General features: G+C 66.9%; 12 protein-coding genes. 11 read left to right on the forward strand and 1 reads right to left on the reverse strand.

The features are described from left to right. Nucleotides 1-30 precede the first annotated feature (30 nt). The 9 genes from QE389_RS14085 to QE389_RS14125 all read left to right on the forward strand — a co-directional run bounded on the left by QE389_RS14085 (nt 31) and on the right by QE389_RS14125 (nt 10,648). Nucleotides 31-798, forward strand: coding sequence for a peptidase (locus QE389_RS14085; protein ID WP_307368583.1), 768 nt, complete (start codon nt 31-33; stop codon nt 796-798). Nucleotides 799-891: 93 nt separating this feature from the next. Next, nucleotides 892-3,231, forward strand: a complete 2,340-nt coding sequence (locus QE389_RS14090) for a TonB-dependent siderophore receptor (RefSeq protein WP_307368585.1) — start codon at nt 892-894, stop codon at nt 3,229-3,231. Between the two features lie 77 nt (nt 3,232-3,308). Beyond that, the gene (locus tag QE389_RS14095) at nt 3,309-3,995 is read left to right on the forward strand and encodes a Fe2+-dependent dioxygenase (protein ID WP_307368587.1); all 687 of its coding nucleotides are present in this window, start codon (nt 3,309-3,311) and stop codon (nt 3,993-3,995) included. A gap of 71 nt (nt 3,996-4,066) precedes the next feature. Next, nucleotides 4,067-6,073 carry a TonB-dependent receptor gene (locus QE389_RS14100; RefSeq protein WP_307368590.1) on the forward strand — a complete coding sequence of 669 codons (2,007 nt, stop codon included), beginning with the start codon at nt 4,067-4,069 and terminating at the stop codon, nt 6,071-6,073. 54 nt (nt 6,074-6,127) lie between these two features. After that, the gene (locus QE389_RS14105; protein WP_307368593.1) at nt 6,128-6,832 is read left to right on the forward strand and encodes a PepSY-associated TM helix domain-containing protein; all 705 of its coding nucleotides are present in this window, start codon (nt 6,128-6,130) and stop codon (nt 6,830-6,832) included. Nucleotides 6,833-6,843: 11 nt separating this feature from the next. Continuing rightward, the gene (locus tag QE389_RS14110) at nt 6,844-7,356 is read left to right on the forward strand and encodes a DUF2271 domain-containing protein (RefSeq protein WP_307368596.1); all 513 of its coding nucleotides are present in this window, start codon (nt 6,844-6,846) and stop codon (nt 7,354-7,356) included. A 14-nt stretch (nt 7,357-7,370) separates the two neighbouring features. Further along, on the forward strand, nt 7,371-8,171 hold the full coding sequence (locus QE389_RS14115; protein ID WP_307368599.1) for a DUF4198 domain-containing protein: 801 nt from the start codon (nt 7,371-7,373) through the stop codon (nt 8,169-8,171). 9 nt (nt 8,172-8,180) lie between these two features. After that, entirely contained in the window at nt 8,181-9,287 is a 1,107-nt protein-coding gene (locus QE389_RS14120) for an FAD:protein FMN transferase (RefSeq protein WP_307368601.1), read from the forward strand. Next, a complete protein-coding gene (locus QE389_RS14125; protein WP_307368604.1) occupies nt 9,284-10,648 on the forward strand; it encodes a sulfite reductase subunit alpha in 1,365 nt (454 codons plus the stop codon). The genes QE389_RS14120 and QE389_RS14125 overlap by 4 nt, the downstream gene beginning before the upstream one ends. A gap of 38 nt (nt 10,649-10,686) precedes the next feature. Here QE389_RS14125 and murC read toward each other — a convergent pair whose 3' ends face one another. Continuing rightward, on the reverse strand, nt 10,687-12,084 hold the full coding sequence (gene murC / locus QE389_RS14130) for a UDP-N-acetylmuramate--L-alanine ligase (protein WP_307368606.1): 1,398 nt from the start codon (nt 12,082-12,084) through the stop codon (nt 10,687-10,689). A 68-nt stretch (nt 12,085-12,152) separates the two neighbouring features. Between murC and QE389_RS14135 the strand changes: the two genes are divergently transcribed. Both QE389_RS14135 and dnaG read left to right on the forward strand, forming a co-directional pair. Continuing rightward, a complete protein-coding gene (locus tag QE389_RS14135; RefSeq protein WP_307368610.1) occupies nt 12,153-12,989 on the forward strand; it encodes an LD-carboxypeptidase in 837 nt (278 codons plus the stop codon). Between the two features lie 263 nt (nt 12,990-13,252). After that, on the forward strand, nt 13,253-15,130 hold the full coding sequence (gene dnaG / locus QE389_RS14140; RefSeq protein WP_307368612.1) for a DNA primase: 1,878 nt from the start codon (nt 13,253-13,255) through the stop codon (nt 15,128-15,130). The last annotated feature ends 156 nt before the right edge of the window (nt 15,131-15,286 follow it).

A 15,286-nucleotide genomic window follows, 5' to 3' on the forward strand; every position in this document is an offset into this window, starting at 1 on the left:
GGATAGAACGAAGTGACCTATTGCGTAGGCATGTTGGTGGACGAGGGGTTGGCGATGATCGCCGACACGCGCACCAATGCGGGCGTGGACAACATCTCGTCCTATCGAAAGCTGCACATCTACAAGTCGCCGGGCGAACGCATTCTGGCCGTGGCGACGGCGGGCAATCTGTCCGTCACCCAGACCGCCTTGGCGATGACGGCGGCGGGCGTCAAATTGCCGGATTCGACCACGCCGGAGACCCTGCAGACGGCGCCTACGCTGTTTCGGGCGGCGCAGATTCTGGGCCATGCCATGGCGACGGTGCGGGCCACGATAAACACGCCGGCCTCCCCCAGCGCCGACGCCCTGAACGTCAACGCCTCCATGCTGCTGGGCGGCCAGATCGCGGGCGGCAAGATGGGGCTGTATCTGATCTATGGTCAGGGCAACTTCATCGAGTGCGGCCCGGACACGCCCTATCTGCAGATCGGGGAGCTGAAGTACGGCAAACCGATCCTGGACCGCGCCCTGCACAGTTCGACGCCCCTGTCCGAGGCGGTGAAGTTGGGCCTGATCTCGTTCGATTCCACCATCCGCTCGAACATAGCGGTCGGTCCGCCTCTGGACCTGATCGTCATGCCGCGAGACCGGATGAGCGGGACGGTGCGGCGGATCGAGGCGGACGACCCCTATTTCCGCGACTTGGGCCGGCGATGGTCCGAGGCCCTGGCGGCGGCGCACCGCGCCATGCCCGACCCCACCTGGTTGGACGAGGAGGAGAGCCAGCCGAGGCCGCTGACGGTGGTTTCCAGCTAGGACTGCGATTTATTATCAATTCTTCTTGTGCGACATATTGAAGCTGGTTATTGCGAGCGCATCGCAAAATCAGACCAAAAGGTCGCCAAACAAATGTCCGACTCTCGCGCCTCGTCCCTTCGTGCGCTCCTGTTCGCCTCCAGCGCCGCCGGCATGCTGGTCGCGGCGCCCGCCTTCGCCGCCGACGTGACCGCCGATGACGGCGTGATCGCCACGGCGGATCAGCAACAGCCCGCCAACCTCGGCACCATCGACGTCAATGGTCAGGTCAGGAAGCCCGCGCCCCATTCGCCGGAATATGTCGCGCCGCTTGTCGATACGCCGCGATCGGTCACGGTGATCCCGCAGGCCATCATCGAGCAGACGGGCGCCGATTCATTGCAGGACATCCTGCGTAACTCGCCTGGAATCACCTTCGGTGCGGGCGAGGGCGGCCAGCCCTTGGCCGATCGGCCGTTCATCCGGGGCCAGTCGTCGGGCAACAACATCTTCGTGGACGGCATCCGCGACACGGGCGGTCAGCAGCGCGAGGTCTTCAACCTGGAGCAGGTCGAGGTCATCAAGGGCGCCGACTCGGTCTATTCGGGACGCGGTTCAGGCGGCGGCAGCATCAATCTGGCCTCCAAGTCGCCCAAGCTGACGCCGTTCACCAGCGTTTCGGCGGGTATCGGAACGGATGATTACCTGCGCGGAACGATCGACGCCAACATGCCTCTGGGCGAGACGGCGGCGCTCCGCATCAATCTGATGGGAGCCTCTGGCGACGTCGCGGGTCGCAACGCCGTGGACTATGACAAATGGGGCGTCGCCGCCTCTTTCGCCGTCGGCTTGGGCACTGACAGCACCATCGTGGCCAGCTACTACCACCTCGACAGCAATCAGATGCCCGACTACGGCATACCGCTCTACACCAAGCTGGGCGGCGCCACGGCGCCCCGGCCCGATGCGTCTGGCGTGCTGAACGTCAGCCGCGACGCCTTCTACGGTCTGAAGGCGCGTGACTACCTGAACAATACGGTGGATTCCTTCACCTTCGATTGGACGCATCGGTTCAGCGAGGCCCTGACGGTCCGCAACGTCAGTCGCTTTTCGACGACGCTGAACGACTATATCGTCACCAATCCCGGCGACGGCGGATCGGCCCAGCAGATCGGCGGGGTCTGGTGGATGAAGCGCGGCACAAAGACCCGTTGGAACCCCGCGCAAACGCTGGCCAACGTCACCGATGTGTTCGGCAAAATTTCGACCGGAGGGATCAAGCACAGCTACGATCTGGGTCTGGAACTGACGCGCGAAGTCAATCGCAACGCCAGCTATTCGACCTTCTCGACATCCGGGTCGGCTTGCCCTGCGCCCTTGACGGGATTCGACTGCACGCCGGTCTTCGATCCGAACCCCGCCGACCCCTGGACCGGCGTGATCAACCGCAGCGCGCCCAGCCGTTCGATCACCGAAACCGTCGGTCTTTACGCCTTCGACAGCATCTCTCTTACCGACCGGTTCCTGCTTAACCTGGGTGTCCGTTGGGACAGCTATCAAACGCAGGGCGTGAGCATCAACTCCACCCAGACCAATGGCGTCTGGACCATCAACCCCCTGATCCCCGCCACGCCCACGGGAACGCCGGGTGTCGTCGCTCTGCCCAAGCGCGAATGGGATTTCGTCAACTATCAGGCCGGTCTGGTTTTCAAGCCCACGGATTATTCGAGCCTGTACGTTTCCTACGCCACGGCCTCGACGCCGCCCCTAATCGCGGGCGGCGACCAGAACACCGCCGGTACGGGCCAGGGATCCGGAAACCTGGCGAACGATATCCTGGAGCCTGAGGACACCGAGACCTATGAGGTCGGGGCCAAGGCCAACCTGTTCAACGAGCGTCTCTCTGTCGGCCTGTCCGCCTATCGTCTGACCCGCAAGAACGCGCAACTGCTGGTCGATGCCGGCCCGCCCGCCACCTATGCACAGGTCGGGGAGGTCGAGGTCAAGGGCGTCGAACTCAGCGTTTCGGGCAATATCACGCCTGCATGGCAGGTGTTCGGCGGCTACACCCACATGGACTCCGAACTGGTGCGCGGCGCCTCGAACAGTGTGAATGTCGGTGAATCGCTCGCCAATACGCCGAAGAACTCGGCCAGCCTGTTCACAACCTATCGCGTCCTGCCGCGTCTGACCCTGGGCGGGGGCGTCTATTATGTCTCCCGTTCGAACGGGGGCAACCAAGGCGGGGCCGGCGGCGGGACAAACCGCATCTACGCACCGGAGTACACCCGCGTGGACGCCTATGCCGCCTATGATCTGACCGATACCGCGTCATTGCGCCTCAACGTCAAGAACGCTGGCGACGAACGCTACATCATGCGGACCAATGGCGTTCACCACGCCGATCCCGCCCCAGGCCGCGCCGCCACCCTGACGCTGAACCTGCGCTTCTAAAGGCCTCTATCCCCGGCCTATAACTGGCGGCTCCGTCCTTCCGGGCGGGGTCGCCTTTCTTTTTCAGCGAGACCGCCGTGCTGCTGCAGATTCCGGAAGTCTTCTCCAAGGCGGAAGTGAGGGCCTTGCGCGAACGGCTGGACGCCGGCCCTTGGGCCGACGGCAACATGACCTCGGGTCATCAGTCCGCGACGGCCAAACGCAACCGGCAACTGCCCGAGGACAGCGCCGTCGCCCGCGAGGTTTCGGCCCTGATCGTTCAGGCCCTGAACGCCAATCCGATGTTCGTCGCCGCCGCCCTGCCGCACACGATCTTTCCGCCCCTGTTCAACCGTTACGAAGGCGGGGGCGAGTTCGGCCTGCATGTCGACAACGCTATCCGCCAGTCGCGCGACGGGGGCGGCCTGCGCATCCGCAGCGACCTGTCCGCCACCCTGTTCCTCTCAGAGCCCGAAGACTACGACGGCGGCGAACTGATCATCGAGGAGATGTACGGCGCACAGGCCATCAAGCTGCCGGCCGGAGATATGGTCCTCTATCCGTCCAAGAGCCTGCATCGCGTCACGCCGGTGACGCGCGGCGCGCGCATCTCATCCTTCATGTGGATGCAGAGCCTGGTGCGAGACGACGCCGACCGCGAGACCCTGTTCCGACTGGACGTGGCCACCCAGCGCGTCGCCACGGAGAAGGGACCGAAGGATCCAGCCGTGATCGAACTGACCGGCGTCTATCACAACCTGCTGCGCCGCTGGACCGAGGTGTGACGAAAGGGACGCGGCGCGGACTTATCGCCCCGCACCTTGAACCTTCGCCGTGCAGAGGCGCTTGAACCCCGATGCCGCAAGACTTTCCGCCCCCGAACCCGCCCCAGGCCCTGCCCGAGATCGTGGTGACGGCCGCGCGGCTGCCGCCGACGGCGGCCGACGCCGCCTTTTCCGTGGTGCGACTCGATCCGCAGGTGCTGGAACGCTCCATGCGGCTGGATGAGGCGTTGCGCACCGTGCCGGCGGTCTCCCTGTTTCGGCGCACCTCCAGCCTGGCGGCCAATCCGACGACGCAAGGGTTGTCGCTCAGGGCCATCGCGCCATCGGGGGCCGGGCGAGCGCTGATCACTCTGGACGGCGTGCCCTTGAACGATCCGTTCGGCGGCTGGGTGATCTGGTCACAGGCGGCGCCGGAAAGCCTGGCGCGCGTCGACATCGTGCGCGGGGCGGGGGCGGGCCCCTATGGCGCCGGCGCCCTGACGGGAGCCGTCGCCCTGACCGAGCGGGACCGGGGCGGCGTGCTGGACGGTTCGGCGGCTCAGGACGGCGGCGCGCGGTTGGCGGGGGCGGCCTCGACCCGGTTGGGATCGGTCGGCGTCACGGTCTCGGCCCTGCACGAGGTCAGCGACGGCTATATCCCCGTGCGCGGCCCTGCCGCCGGGGCGGCCGATACGCCCCTGGATCTGGACAGCCGGGCCGCCGCGCTGCGCGTCGATGCGCCGCTGGGCAGGATGGAAGGCGCGCGCCTGTCTGTGCGGGCCGCCGTCTGGGAGGAGGATCGCGGCGCGGGCCTGGCCGGCGCTCGCGCCAACGCCAGCGGTCATAGTCTCAGCGCCACGGCCGCCCGCACGCCTCAGGATGACGGTTATGGCTGGCGGCTTCAGGCCTGGCGGATCGACAGCGACCTGGCCAACGGTTCGGTCTCGGTCGCGGCGGATCGATCGACCACCACACCGGCCAACGATCAGTTCAAGACGCCCGCAACCGGCTCGGGCGTGAATCTGGCGCTGCGCCGCCAGAGCGCCGACTGGCGCGGCGGGCGTCTGGAATGGGAGGTAGGCGCCGATGCGCGCCTCAATCGCGGCGAGACACGCGAACGCTATTCCTATGTCGGCGGCGCCTTCACCCGCGAACGCCGCGCGGGCGGAGAGACTTCGGTCGCGGGGGCCTATGTCGACGGGTCGTGGACGGCTGGGGACTGGCTGGTGGCCGGCGGCGCCCGGCTGGATCGCTGGGCGAATGCAGATGGATTCCGGGTGGAGCGGCTGCTCGCCGGCGGCGCGCCCACCGCCGACGTGACCTTCGAAGACCGGTCGGGCCAGGTGTTCAGCGGCCGTCTCGCCGCCCGGCGACGGCTAGGCGAGACGATGTCGGCGCGCGCCGCCGCCTATTCGAGCTTCCGTCCCGCGACCCTGAACGAACTGTATCGCCCTTTCCGCGTCGGCAACGACCAGACCACCGCCAATGCCGATCTGAAGCCCGAGCGCTTGTCCGGCGTCGAGGTCGGCCTGGGGGCCGCGCGGGAGAGGGCGGCCTGGGGCGCGACCGTCTTCTGGAACCGCATCGACGACGCCATCGTCAATGTGACCCTTAGCGAAGGCGTGTCGGGCGTGATCCGCCAGCGCCAGAATGCGGGCGTGATCTCGGCCTTGGGTGTCGAGGTGAACGGCTCGGCGCATCTGACCTCGGCGCTGTCCCTGACCGGCGCTGTGGCCTGGACCGAGGCGGAGATCGACGGGGGGAACGCGGCGCCGCAACTGACGGGGCTGCGTCCGGCCCAGGCGCCGCGATGGACCGCGACGGCGGGCTTGGATTGGCGCACGACCGAACGTCTGACCCTGGCCGTGGCGGCCCGTTATGAGTCCGCCCGGTTCGACGACGATTTGAACAGTCGCGTGCTGGACGCCGCTCTGACGGCCGATGCGCGGGCCGAATGGACCCTGAACGATCGCGCTGTCCTGTGGGCGGCGGCCGACAACCTGTTCGACGCCGAGGTCCAGGCGGCGCGCACGGCCGACGACGTCGCCGGCTATGGGCCGCCGCGCCGGGTCAGCCTGGGTCTGCGTCTGACTTACTAGGGCGCGATATCCACGCTATTGAAAACCGTTCGCAATAGTGGCACAGCCACCTCCGTGACCGACCTCGCCGCACAACGACAGCCCGATCCGGCGACGCCTTCCACCGGCGCCGAACTGACGTCGCCCGCCCGCAAGCCCAAGGCGAAGCTGAACGGCGCGCGGTCTTTCTGGCTGAAGCAGTTGCACAGCTGGCACTGGATTTCGGCGGCGGTCAGCTTGGTCGGCATGATCCTGTTCGCCGTGACCGGCATCACCCTGAACCATGCGGCCTCCATTCCGGGAAAGCCGGTGACGGTCGAACAGACGGCCATCCTGCCGGCGCCGCTGGTCGAGCGGTTGAAGGCGTTTCCGGAGGAAACCACCCAGCCGGTGCCCGAGGCCGTCGCACGCTGGGGCGCCCAGGCGCTGAAGGTTCAGATGGCCGGAAAGGCGACCGAGACGACGCCTGACGAAATCTATGTCGGCCTGCCCACGCCAGGCGGCGACGGCTGGGTGACGATCGACCGCGCCAGCGGGAACGTCGTCCACGAAAAGACCACCCGTGGCTGGATCGCCTACCTCAACGACCTGCACAAGGGCCGCAACGCCGGCTCGGTCTGGTTCTGGTTCATCGACGTCTTCGCCGTCGCCTGCACCATCTTCGCCCTGACGGGGCTGGGCCTGATGTTCCTGCATGCCAAGGGTCGCCCCTCGACCTGGCCGCTGGCGGCGCTGGGCCTGCTGATCCCCGTCGTCATCGCCCTGATCTTCATTCACTGACGAGTTTTCCGATGCGCCTGCTCCCCGTCGTCATCACCACAGTCGGTCTCGCCGCCGCCGCCGCGCCCGCCATGGCCGCAGACCTGACGGTGTCGGTCGAGATTCCGCGCCTGAACACCGCCTCCTATCACCGCCCCTATGTTGCTGTTTGGATCGAAAAGCCCGATCAGTCTGCCGAGCGGACCTTGGCCGTCTGGTACCAACAGACCCGCAACAACGAAGGCGACGGCAAGGACTGGCTGAAGGATTTGCGCACCTGGTGGCGCAAGGGCGGCCGGGCCATGAGCCTGCCGGCCGACGGCGTGTCGGGCGCCACGCGCGCGCCGGGCCGCCAGACCATCACCGTGCCGGGCGCGCGCTTGGCCGGCCTGCAGCCGGGACAGTACAACCTTGTCGTCGAGGCGGCCCGCGAACTGGGCGGCCGCGAGGTCGTGCGCGTGCCCTTCCGCTGGGGCGCGGCCAACGCCGGCGCCGGCGCCGGCTCCACCGAACTGGGCGCCGTGCGCGTCTCCGTCACTCGCTAAGAGGATCACGACCCATGAAGAAGACCATCGCCCTCCTGACCCTGGCGGCGGCCCTGGCTGCGCCCATGGCGGCGCAGGCCCACCGCGCCTGGCTGGCGCCCACCGCCACCACCCTGTCGGGCAACGACGCCTGGGTCGGGTTCGACGCCGGCATGTCGAACCAGGTCTTCAACCCGGACCACGCGGCCATGCGGATGACCGGCCTGACCATCACCGCGCCCGACGGCTCGACTGTCCAGCCCGAGCATTTGATGCAGGGTCAGTATCGCACGACCTTCGACGCCCATCTGACGCAGAACGGCACCTACAAGATCGCCAATGTCATGAGCGGCGTCATGGCCAGCTACAAGCTGAACGGCGAGCAGAAGCGCTGGCGCGGCACGGCGGCGGAATACCCCTCGGGTCTGCCGCAGGGCGCGACGGATGTTCAGGCGACCCGCACGGCCAACCGCATCGAGACCTTCGTTACCCTGAACAACCCGACCGACACGGTGTTCAAGCCGACGGGCGAGGGGCTGGAACTGGTCCCGACCACCCATCCGAACGATCTGGTCGCGGGCGAGGCGGCCACGTTCAAGCTGCTGAACAACGGTCAGCCCGCCGCGAACCTGGACGTCACCGTTGCGCGCGGGGGCATCCGCTATCGCGACAACCCCGAGGAAATGACGGTCAAGACCGACGCCCAGGGCGCCTTCACCGTCACCTGGCCGGCAGCCGGCATGTACTGGCTGAACGCCGCTGTGCGCACCGAAGGACAGGGCGAAACCCTGGGCTCCAGCGCCAACTATGTGGCGGCGGTCGAGGTCCTGCCCTAAGCCGGGGACATGACCGACACGTCTTCCTCGCGCGGTTCGCGCGCCGCTCCGCCCGTGATCAATCTGGGCGATCGCCTGCCTTTGGCGGATCGCGCCGACAATCGGGTGCTGGTTCCCGCCCTTGAAGGCGCGCCCCCGCGCCCGCCCAGCGACGTGATCCGGTCGCTGGGCGGGCGGACCATGGGCACGACCTGGAGTGCGCGGGTCATCGCCCCGCTCGGCGTCGGCGAGGACGATATCCGCGCGGCGATCCAGGCCGAAATGGATGCGGTTGTCGCCCTGTTCAGTCCGTGGGAGCCGACCAGCGAGGTCAGCCGTTTCAATGCGGCGCCCGAAGGCGTCTGGTCGGTGTCGCAACGCTTCTGGGACTTGCTGGACGCGGCGATGGACCTGGGAGACGAGACCAATGGCGCGGTGGATCCGACCCTGGGCGCCCTGGTCGATCTGTGGGGGTTCGGGCCGCCCGGCCCGCGTTCGCCTCTGCTGCCCGTGCCCTCCGAGGACGAGATCGCGGCGGCCATGGCCGTGTCCGGCTGGCGAAAGCTGCGCCTGAACCGCGAGGCGCGCGCCGCCATGCAGTTGGGCGGGATGAAGCTGGATTTTTCCGGCATCGCCAAGGGCCATGCGGTGGATCGCGTCTCGGATAGGCTGACGGCTCTGGGCGCGACCTCGCACCTGATCGAGATCGGCGGCGAGTTGAAGGGGCGTGGGGTCAAGCCGGACGCCCAGCCTTGGTGGGTGGAGATCGAGCGGGTCGAGGGCGCGGCCTTCCCCCGCACGGTGGCGGCCCTGTTCGACCTGGCCGTGGCGACCAGCGGCGATTATCGAAGAAGTTTCGAATATGCCGGGCGCCGTTACGCCCATACGATCGACGGATCGACTGGACGGCCGGTGGCGAACGCCCTGGCCTCGGTCACGGTGCTGCACGCCTCGGCCATGAAGGCCGACGCCTACGCCACGGCCCTGATGGTGATGGGCGGGTTCGAAGGCCCGGACTACGCCGAGGCGCTGGGCCTTGCGGCCCATTTCGTCGAGCGCACGGATCGCGGCCCGGTCGAGCGGATGACTTCGGCCTTCGCCGCCCTGCTGGACGATTCAGAGAGCGCCGCCGGTTGAGCACGGATCCTGAACGCTGGCTATGGGCCGTCGTCGCGCTCGGGCTGTGGCTGGCCCTGATCGCGGCGATCGTCTGGCGCGAACGTCGCGCGCGCTCGGCCGCGAAAGCGCGTTCGGACGCTCTGGCCGGATCGGACGCGGCGCCCATTCTGGTCGCCTTTGCCAGCCAGACGGGTTTCGCCGAGGAACTGGCCTGGATGACGGCGCGCGCCTTGGGCGAAGGCGGCGTCGGGGCGCGGGTCCTGTCCTTCGCCGACCTGGACCTGGCGACCCTGAAGGCGGCCGACCGCGCCCTGTTGATCGTGTCCACGACGGGGGAGGGCGACCCGCCCGACGCCGCCGCCCGCTTCGTGCGTCGAACCCTGGCGCAGTCCGTCGATCTGACCGGCCTGCGCTTCGGCCTTCTGGCCCTGGGCGATCGCAGCTACGAGCATTTCTGCGGCTTCGGCCATGCGGTCGACGGCTGGCTGAGACGCTCGGGCGCCGATCCCCTGTTCGATCTGGTCGAGGTGGACAATGGCGAGGCCGGCGCCATCCGCCACTGGCAGCATCAGTTGAACCAGATCACCGGCCAGGCCGCGGCCCCCGACTGGACGCCCCCCGCCTATGAGCCCTGGCGTCTGGCGGAGCGCGCCCTGGTCAATCCGGGTAGCCCAGGGGGGGCGGCCTATCGTCTGGCGTTCCATCCGGTCGGCGCGGCGCCCGACTGGTCGGCAGGCGACATCGCCGAGATCGGCCTGCCCGAACGGGACGGTGTGCAGCCGGGCGCGCGCGAATATTCCATCGCCTCCCTGCCGGGGGATGGTCGGGTCGAGTTCCTGATCCGGCTGATGCAGACGCCGGACGGAACGCCGGGCCTGGCCTCGGGCTGGCTGACCCAGGAGCTGCCGGTCGGGGAGGTGATCGACATGCGGCTGCGCGCGAACCGCAGCTTCCACGGCCCGGCGGACGAGACGCCGATGATCCTGATCGGCAACGGCACGGGCATCGCGGGCCTGCGCGCCCATCTGAAGGCGCGCACGGCGGCGGGCGGCGGGGCGTGGCTGCTGTTCGGAGAGCGGACGCGGGCGCACGACGCCTTCTTCGACGTCGAGCTTCAGGGCTGGCTGGCGTCTGGGGTGTTGCGACGGCTGGATCGGTCCTTCTCGCGCGACGCCGGCGATGGTCGCTATGTGCAGGATCTGATCGCCGCAGCGGCCGATGAGTTGCGTGCGTGGGTCGGGCGAGGCGCGGCGATCTATGTCTGCGGCAGTCTCGAAGGCATGTCCCAGGGCGTTCAGGCGGCGCTGGAGCAGGCGCTGGGCGCGGACGTGGTGCTGACGATGCTGGAAGACGGCCGCTATAGACGGGACGTGTATTAACCCTTTCCGCTCATCCCGGCCTTCGTCGGGATGAGCGGTTAGTTCCGTAGCCGCGCCAGAAGTTCGGCTGCGAAGGTCGACAGGGTGTCGTCACGGGCGCCCATGACGATGATCCGGTCGCCGGGTTTCGCGATCTCCACGATCCGGTCGCCGCAGTCTGCGCGTGTGGGTAGGGCCTCGGCCTGTCGTCCGGCGGCGCGCACGCCGGAGGCGATATCCTCGGACCCGACGCTGCGGTCCGTTGTGCCGCCGTAATAGACCGGCTCGGGCATCAGCAACACGTCGCCCGCGCGCATCAGGCCGATGAAGCCGTCGATGAACTCGGTCTTCATCAGCTTCAGCGGGCCGAACCCGTGGGGCTGGAACAGGATCAGCAACCGCCCGTCGAAGGCGTGCAGCGTCTTCAGCGTGGCGGCGATCTTGTCGGGGTTATGGGCGAAGTCGTCGATGACGGTGATGTCGCCCGTGGTTCCGACCACCTCCATTCGGCGGCGGATGCCGGCGAAGGTCGACAGGGCCTTGACCGCCTCGGCCGTCGGCACGCCCACGGCCTTCACCGCGCCCAGCGCCGCGAGGGCGTTGGCGACATTGTGCGCGCCGGGCACGTTCAGAACCACGTCATGCTCGCTCCAGCCCTCGATCAGCCGGAACTTCATCCCCGTGGGCAGGGGCTGAAGATCATGGCCGGACAGGTCGGCCTTTTCCTCGCCCAGGCCGAATGTGATGGCCTTGCCGGCCGACAGAGTCTGGGCCAGCGCCGCCGTCTCGGGATTGTCCAGGTTCAACACGGCCGTCGTCGCTCGCGCGGTGAAGCCGCCGAACAGGTCGCGCAACTCCTCCATCGACTTGTGGTCCAGTGAGATGTTGGACACCACCGCCACCGTTGGATCATAGCGGGCGATGGAGCCGTCGCTTTCGTCCACTTCAGACACGAAAAGGTCGGGGCCACCGATCACGGCGCTGGCGAACGGATGGTCGGCGTCGGCGAAATTCTTCATCACCGCCCCGTTCATGACGGTGGGCGCGCGGCCCGTCTGATGCAGGATCCAGGCGATCATGCCGGTGATGGTGGACTTGCCGCTGGTGCCCGCCACGCCGACCGAGGTGGGGGCGGCGTTGAACAGTTCGCTCAGCAGTTCGGGTCGGGTTTTGATCGTGGCGCCCACGCGACGAGCCGCGCCGATGTCCGGCACCGTGTCCTCCACGGCGCCGGTCGCCACCACGATCTGATCGGCGCGGGTCACGCCCGATCCGTCCTGGGGGTGCAGGGTCACGCCGTGGGCGCGCAGCCAGTTGAACTTCTCGGGCGTGCGCCCTTGATCCAGCGCGCGATCCGAGCCCTCGATGGCCGCGCCGCGCGCCTGGACGATCAGGGCCAGGGGCAGCATGCCCGATCCGCCGATGCCGCAGAAGAAATAGGAGGCGTCTTGGTTCATGCCCCCTTAGAACAGGGGATCGGGGCGATCCGCCAGTGGGGATCGCAAAATCGGCGAAGAAGGCGGTCGTGGACGGCAATAGAGTGAAGATCGGCGTCGTCTGCGCCAGTTCGCGCTTCTCCAGGGAGCGCGCCGACGCCATCGAGGCATGGATCGCCCAGCACCACCCCGACCGAGATGTGGCTGTGGTCTTTCACCCCGCCTGCTTTCTGAAGCACGGCCATTTCGCCGGCGACGACCGCGCCCGCGCCGAAGCCTTCGTTGAGTTCGCCAACGACCCGCGCATCGACGCCGTCTGGTTCGGGCGCGGCGGCTATGGCTCCTGCCGCATCGCCGATGCGGTCCTGCCCCGGCTGAACGCCGTGGCGCGCAAGAAGCGGTATATGGGCTATTCCGACGCCGGCAGCCTGCTGGCGGGAATGTACAAGGCCGGGTTCGAACACCTGGCCCACGGGCCCATGGCCTCGGACGCCGTGCGGGACGACCAGACGGCGAAGGGCGCCCTGTCGTGGCTGTCGACGGGGCGCAGCGACTGGATAGAGCCCTCGCTGGCCGAAGACCCTCGACCCGCCGTCGCCTTCAACCTGACCATATTGAACGAACTGACAGGCACGGCCCTGGAACCCGATTTGGCCGGTCATGTCCTGATGCTGGAGGAGGTTTCAGAGGCCGCCTACCGCATCGACCGGATGATGTTTCACTTGACGGGGCAGGCTTCGATTCGGCGCGTGGCTGGAATTCGCCTGGGACGGGTATCGGACGTGACGCCAAACGATCCCGATTTTGGTCAGACTCCTGAGGAGATCGTTCGATACTGGTGCCTTAGGTCCGGCATAAAATTCCTTGGTATGGCTGACATCGGGCACGACGCTGCCAACAAGATCGTTCCCTTCGGTCGCCCCTGACGCGAAGCAGGCGCGGCGCAAAAGACACAGTCTCGCCTTGTTCTGAAAATCGTCGGTCGGCGCCCTCTCGACAGGATGCGGCGCCTTCCGTCAGATGAAGGTCCGCGAGGCGTTAGGACTTCGTTAGCCAAGGCGTTGGGGGACGCTGCGGTTTACGCCTTCTGCGATGCGGCGGTTCGTTCGGATATCGGGGGATGCCTGGACGAACCGCCTGATCGCCCCCGATATCGACGCCGAGGCCCGCAGGCCTTAAGGATCGCCGGGTGCGTTTCGACGAAAGATTCATCGATGAACTGAAGGCTCGCCTTCGGCCGTCCGACGTGATCGGGCGGACGGTGAAGCTGAAACGTCAGGGGCGCGAATACGTCGGCCTGTCGCCCTTCTCGAAGGAGAAGTCGCCGTCCTTCTTCGTCAATGACGACAAGGGGTTCTTTCACGACTTCTCGTCCGGCAAGCACGGCGACATCATCTCCTTCCTGCAGGAAACCGAGCGGCTCAGCTTCGTCGAGGCGGTGCAGCGCCTAGCCGGCGAGGCGGGGATGCAGCTTCCCGCCGAAGATCCCAAGGAGGCCGAGCGCGAGCAGAAGCGGGCGGGTCTGTCGGACTGGATGGACCTGGCCCAGAAATGGTTCGCCGCCAATCTGCGCCGCACGCCGGGCAAGGCGGCGCGCGATTACCTCGAAAAGCGCGGCCTGCCCGAGGATCAGTGGGAGCGGTTCGGGCTGGGCTATGCGCCCAACGACCGCGAGGGGCTGAAACAGGCCTTGGTCCAGCGCGGCGCCAAGCCCGCCGAACTGGTCGAGGCCGGGCTGCTGATCTCGCCCGAAAGCGGCGGCCAGCCCTATGATCGGTTCCGCGACCGGTTGATGTTCCCGATCCTGGATGCGCGCGGCCGGATCGTCAGCTTCGGCGGCCGGGCCATGAACCCCGACGACCGGGCCAAATATCTGAACGGTCCCGAAAGCCCGCTCTTCCACAAGGGCGCAACCCTCTACGGCCTGCCCGAGGCGCGGCGAATTCTTGGCGCGGAATCCAGGAACGACCAGGCCATCATCGTGGTCGAAGGCTATATGGACGTCATCGCCTGCCAGCGCGCGGGCCTGCCGGCCGTGGCGCCGATGGGTACGGCCCTGACCGAGGAGCAGATGGCGCTGTTGTGGCGGGTCAGCGCAGAACCCATCCTCTGCTTTGACGGCGATCCTGCAGGCCAGAGAGCCGCATTCCGTGCCGTCGAACGCGCCTTGCCGCTTTTGAAGCCAGAACGAAGCTTTCGTTTTGTGACCCTGACTGGCGGGCAGGACCCAGACGATATGTTGAGGGAGAAAGGCGCGCCGGCGCTACGTGAAGCGATGAGCGTGACCACGCCGTTTTCGCGAATGCTGCTCGACCGGGAGATGGCCGAGGTCGGGGCTCTCGATACACCCGAGAAGGAAGCAGGCCTTCTGGTTCGACTACGTAAAGCCGCCGCGACTATCGCTGATCCGGATTTGGCGAGGACGTACAAAGACTTTCTCGTAGGCGCCTTTTATCAGCGGGTTCGCCCCTCGCCTGAAGAAAAAAGAGCCGCGAATAGGGTCATTTACAGAGACCGAAAAGCACGGTCGATGGCTCCGATTATGGACGTGACGCCGGAGGCGCGCGCTGCCGCCATCACCTTGGCGCGTGCGCCGCGTCCGGTCTTGGCTGCTATTGTGGAAGGTCTGATTGCTCATCCTGACACGGTCAATGAACGTGGCGAGACATTAGCGACCCAAAGCTTCGGCGACGTCGGCCTTGATCGTTTGGTCAGTGATCTCGTGAGGCTTACCTATGAAGCGCAGGCGATGAGCAACGGCCTGCTGAGGTCGCGATTGCTGGCCATGGGACACGAGGAAACGCTCAGGCGGATAGACCGCACCGCTGCGATAGCCCATGCTCCGTTTTTGGACAGCGCCGCATCGCTTGAAGTTGCAGCAGCTGGATTGAGCCGCGCAGTGGATGTCCTGCTTCAGTCCATGGCGCTTAGTCGGGCGATGAATGAAATGAAGTCCGAGGAAAGCTTCGATAGCCAGGCGTTCATTGGTTTGAAGGGGCAACGTGACGCCTTGGACCGCTTCATATCCAGCGGCGAAATTTGGACAGATACGGCTACCCTGCACTGACAAGTCGTTGGGTGTTGGCGCTGTATAGGTATAGGATCAAACTATGGATGGTTCTCAACCTGTCAGGATCACGCGAGACGGAGACCATCAGGTCGTCCATCTGCCGAGCGGCGTGTCAGTCCCAACGGACGCGGTGGTTCGCCAGGAAGGCGAGCG

This window comes from Brevundimonas sp. SORGH_AS_0993 (genome assembly GCF_030818545.1).
Lineage (GTDB): Bacteria > Pseudomonadota > Alphaproteobacteria > Caulobacterales > Caulobacteraceae > Brevundimonas.

Excerpts from the sequence above, each read along its gene's own strand:
- QE389_RS14085 (WP_307368583.1), top strand. The coding sequence starts at position 31 with ATGTTGGTGGACGAGGGGTTGGCGATGATCGCCGACACGCGCACCAAT.
- QE389_RS14090 (WP_307368585.1), top strand. The coding sequence starts at position 892 with ATGTCCGACTCTCGCGCCTCGTCCCTTCGTGCGCTCCTGTTCGCCTCC.
- QE389_RS14100 (WP_307368590.1), top strand. The coding sequence starts at position 4,067 with ATGCCGCAAGACTTTCCGCCCCCGAACCCGCCCCAGGCCCTGCCCGAG.
- QE389_RS14110 (WP_307368596.1), top strand. The coding sequence starts at position 6,844 with ATGCGCCTGCTCCCCGTCGTCATCACCACAGTCGGTCTCGCCGCCGCC.
- QE389_RS14115 (WP_307368599.1), top strand. The coding sequence starts at position 7,371 with ATGAAGAAGACCATCGCCCTCCTGACCCTGGCGGCGGCCCTGGCTGCG.
- QE389_RS14120 (WP_307368601.1), top strand. The coding sequence starts at position 8,181 with ATGACCGACACGTCTTCCTCGCGCGGTTCGCGCGCCGCTCCGCCCGTG.
- murC (WP_307368606.1), bottom strand. The coding sequence starts at position 12,084 with ATGAACCAAGACGCCTCCTATTTCTTCTGCGGCATCGGCGGATCGGGC.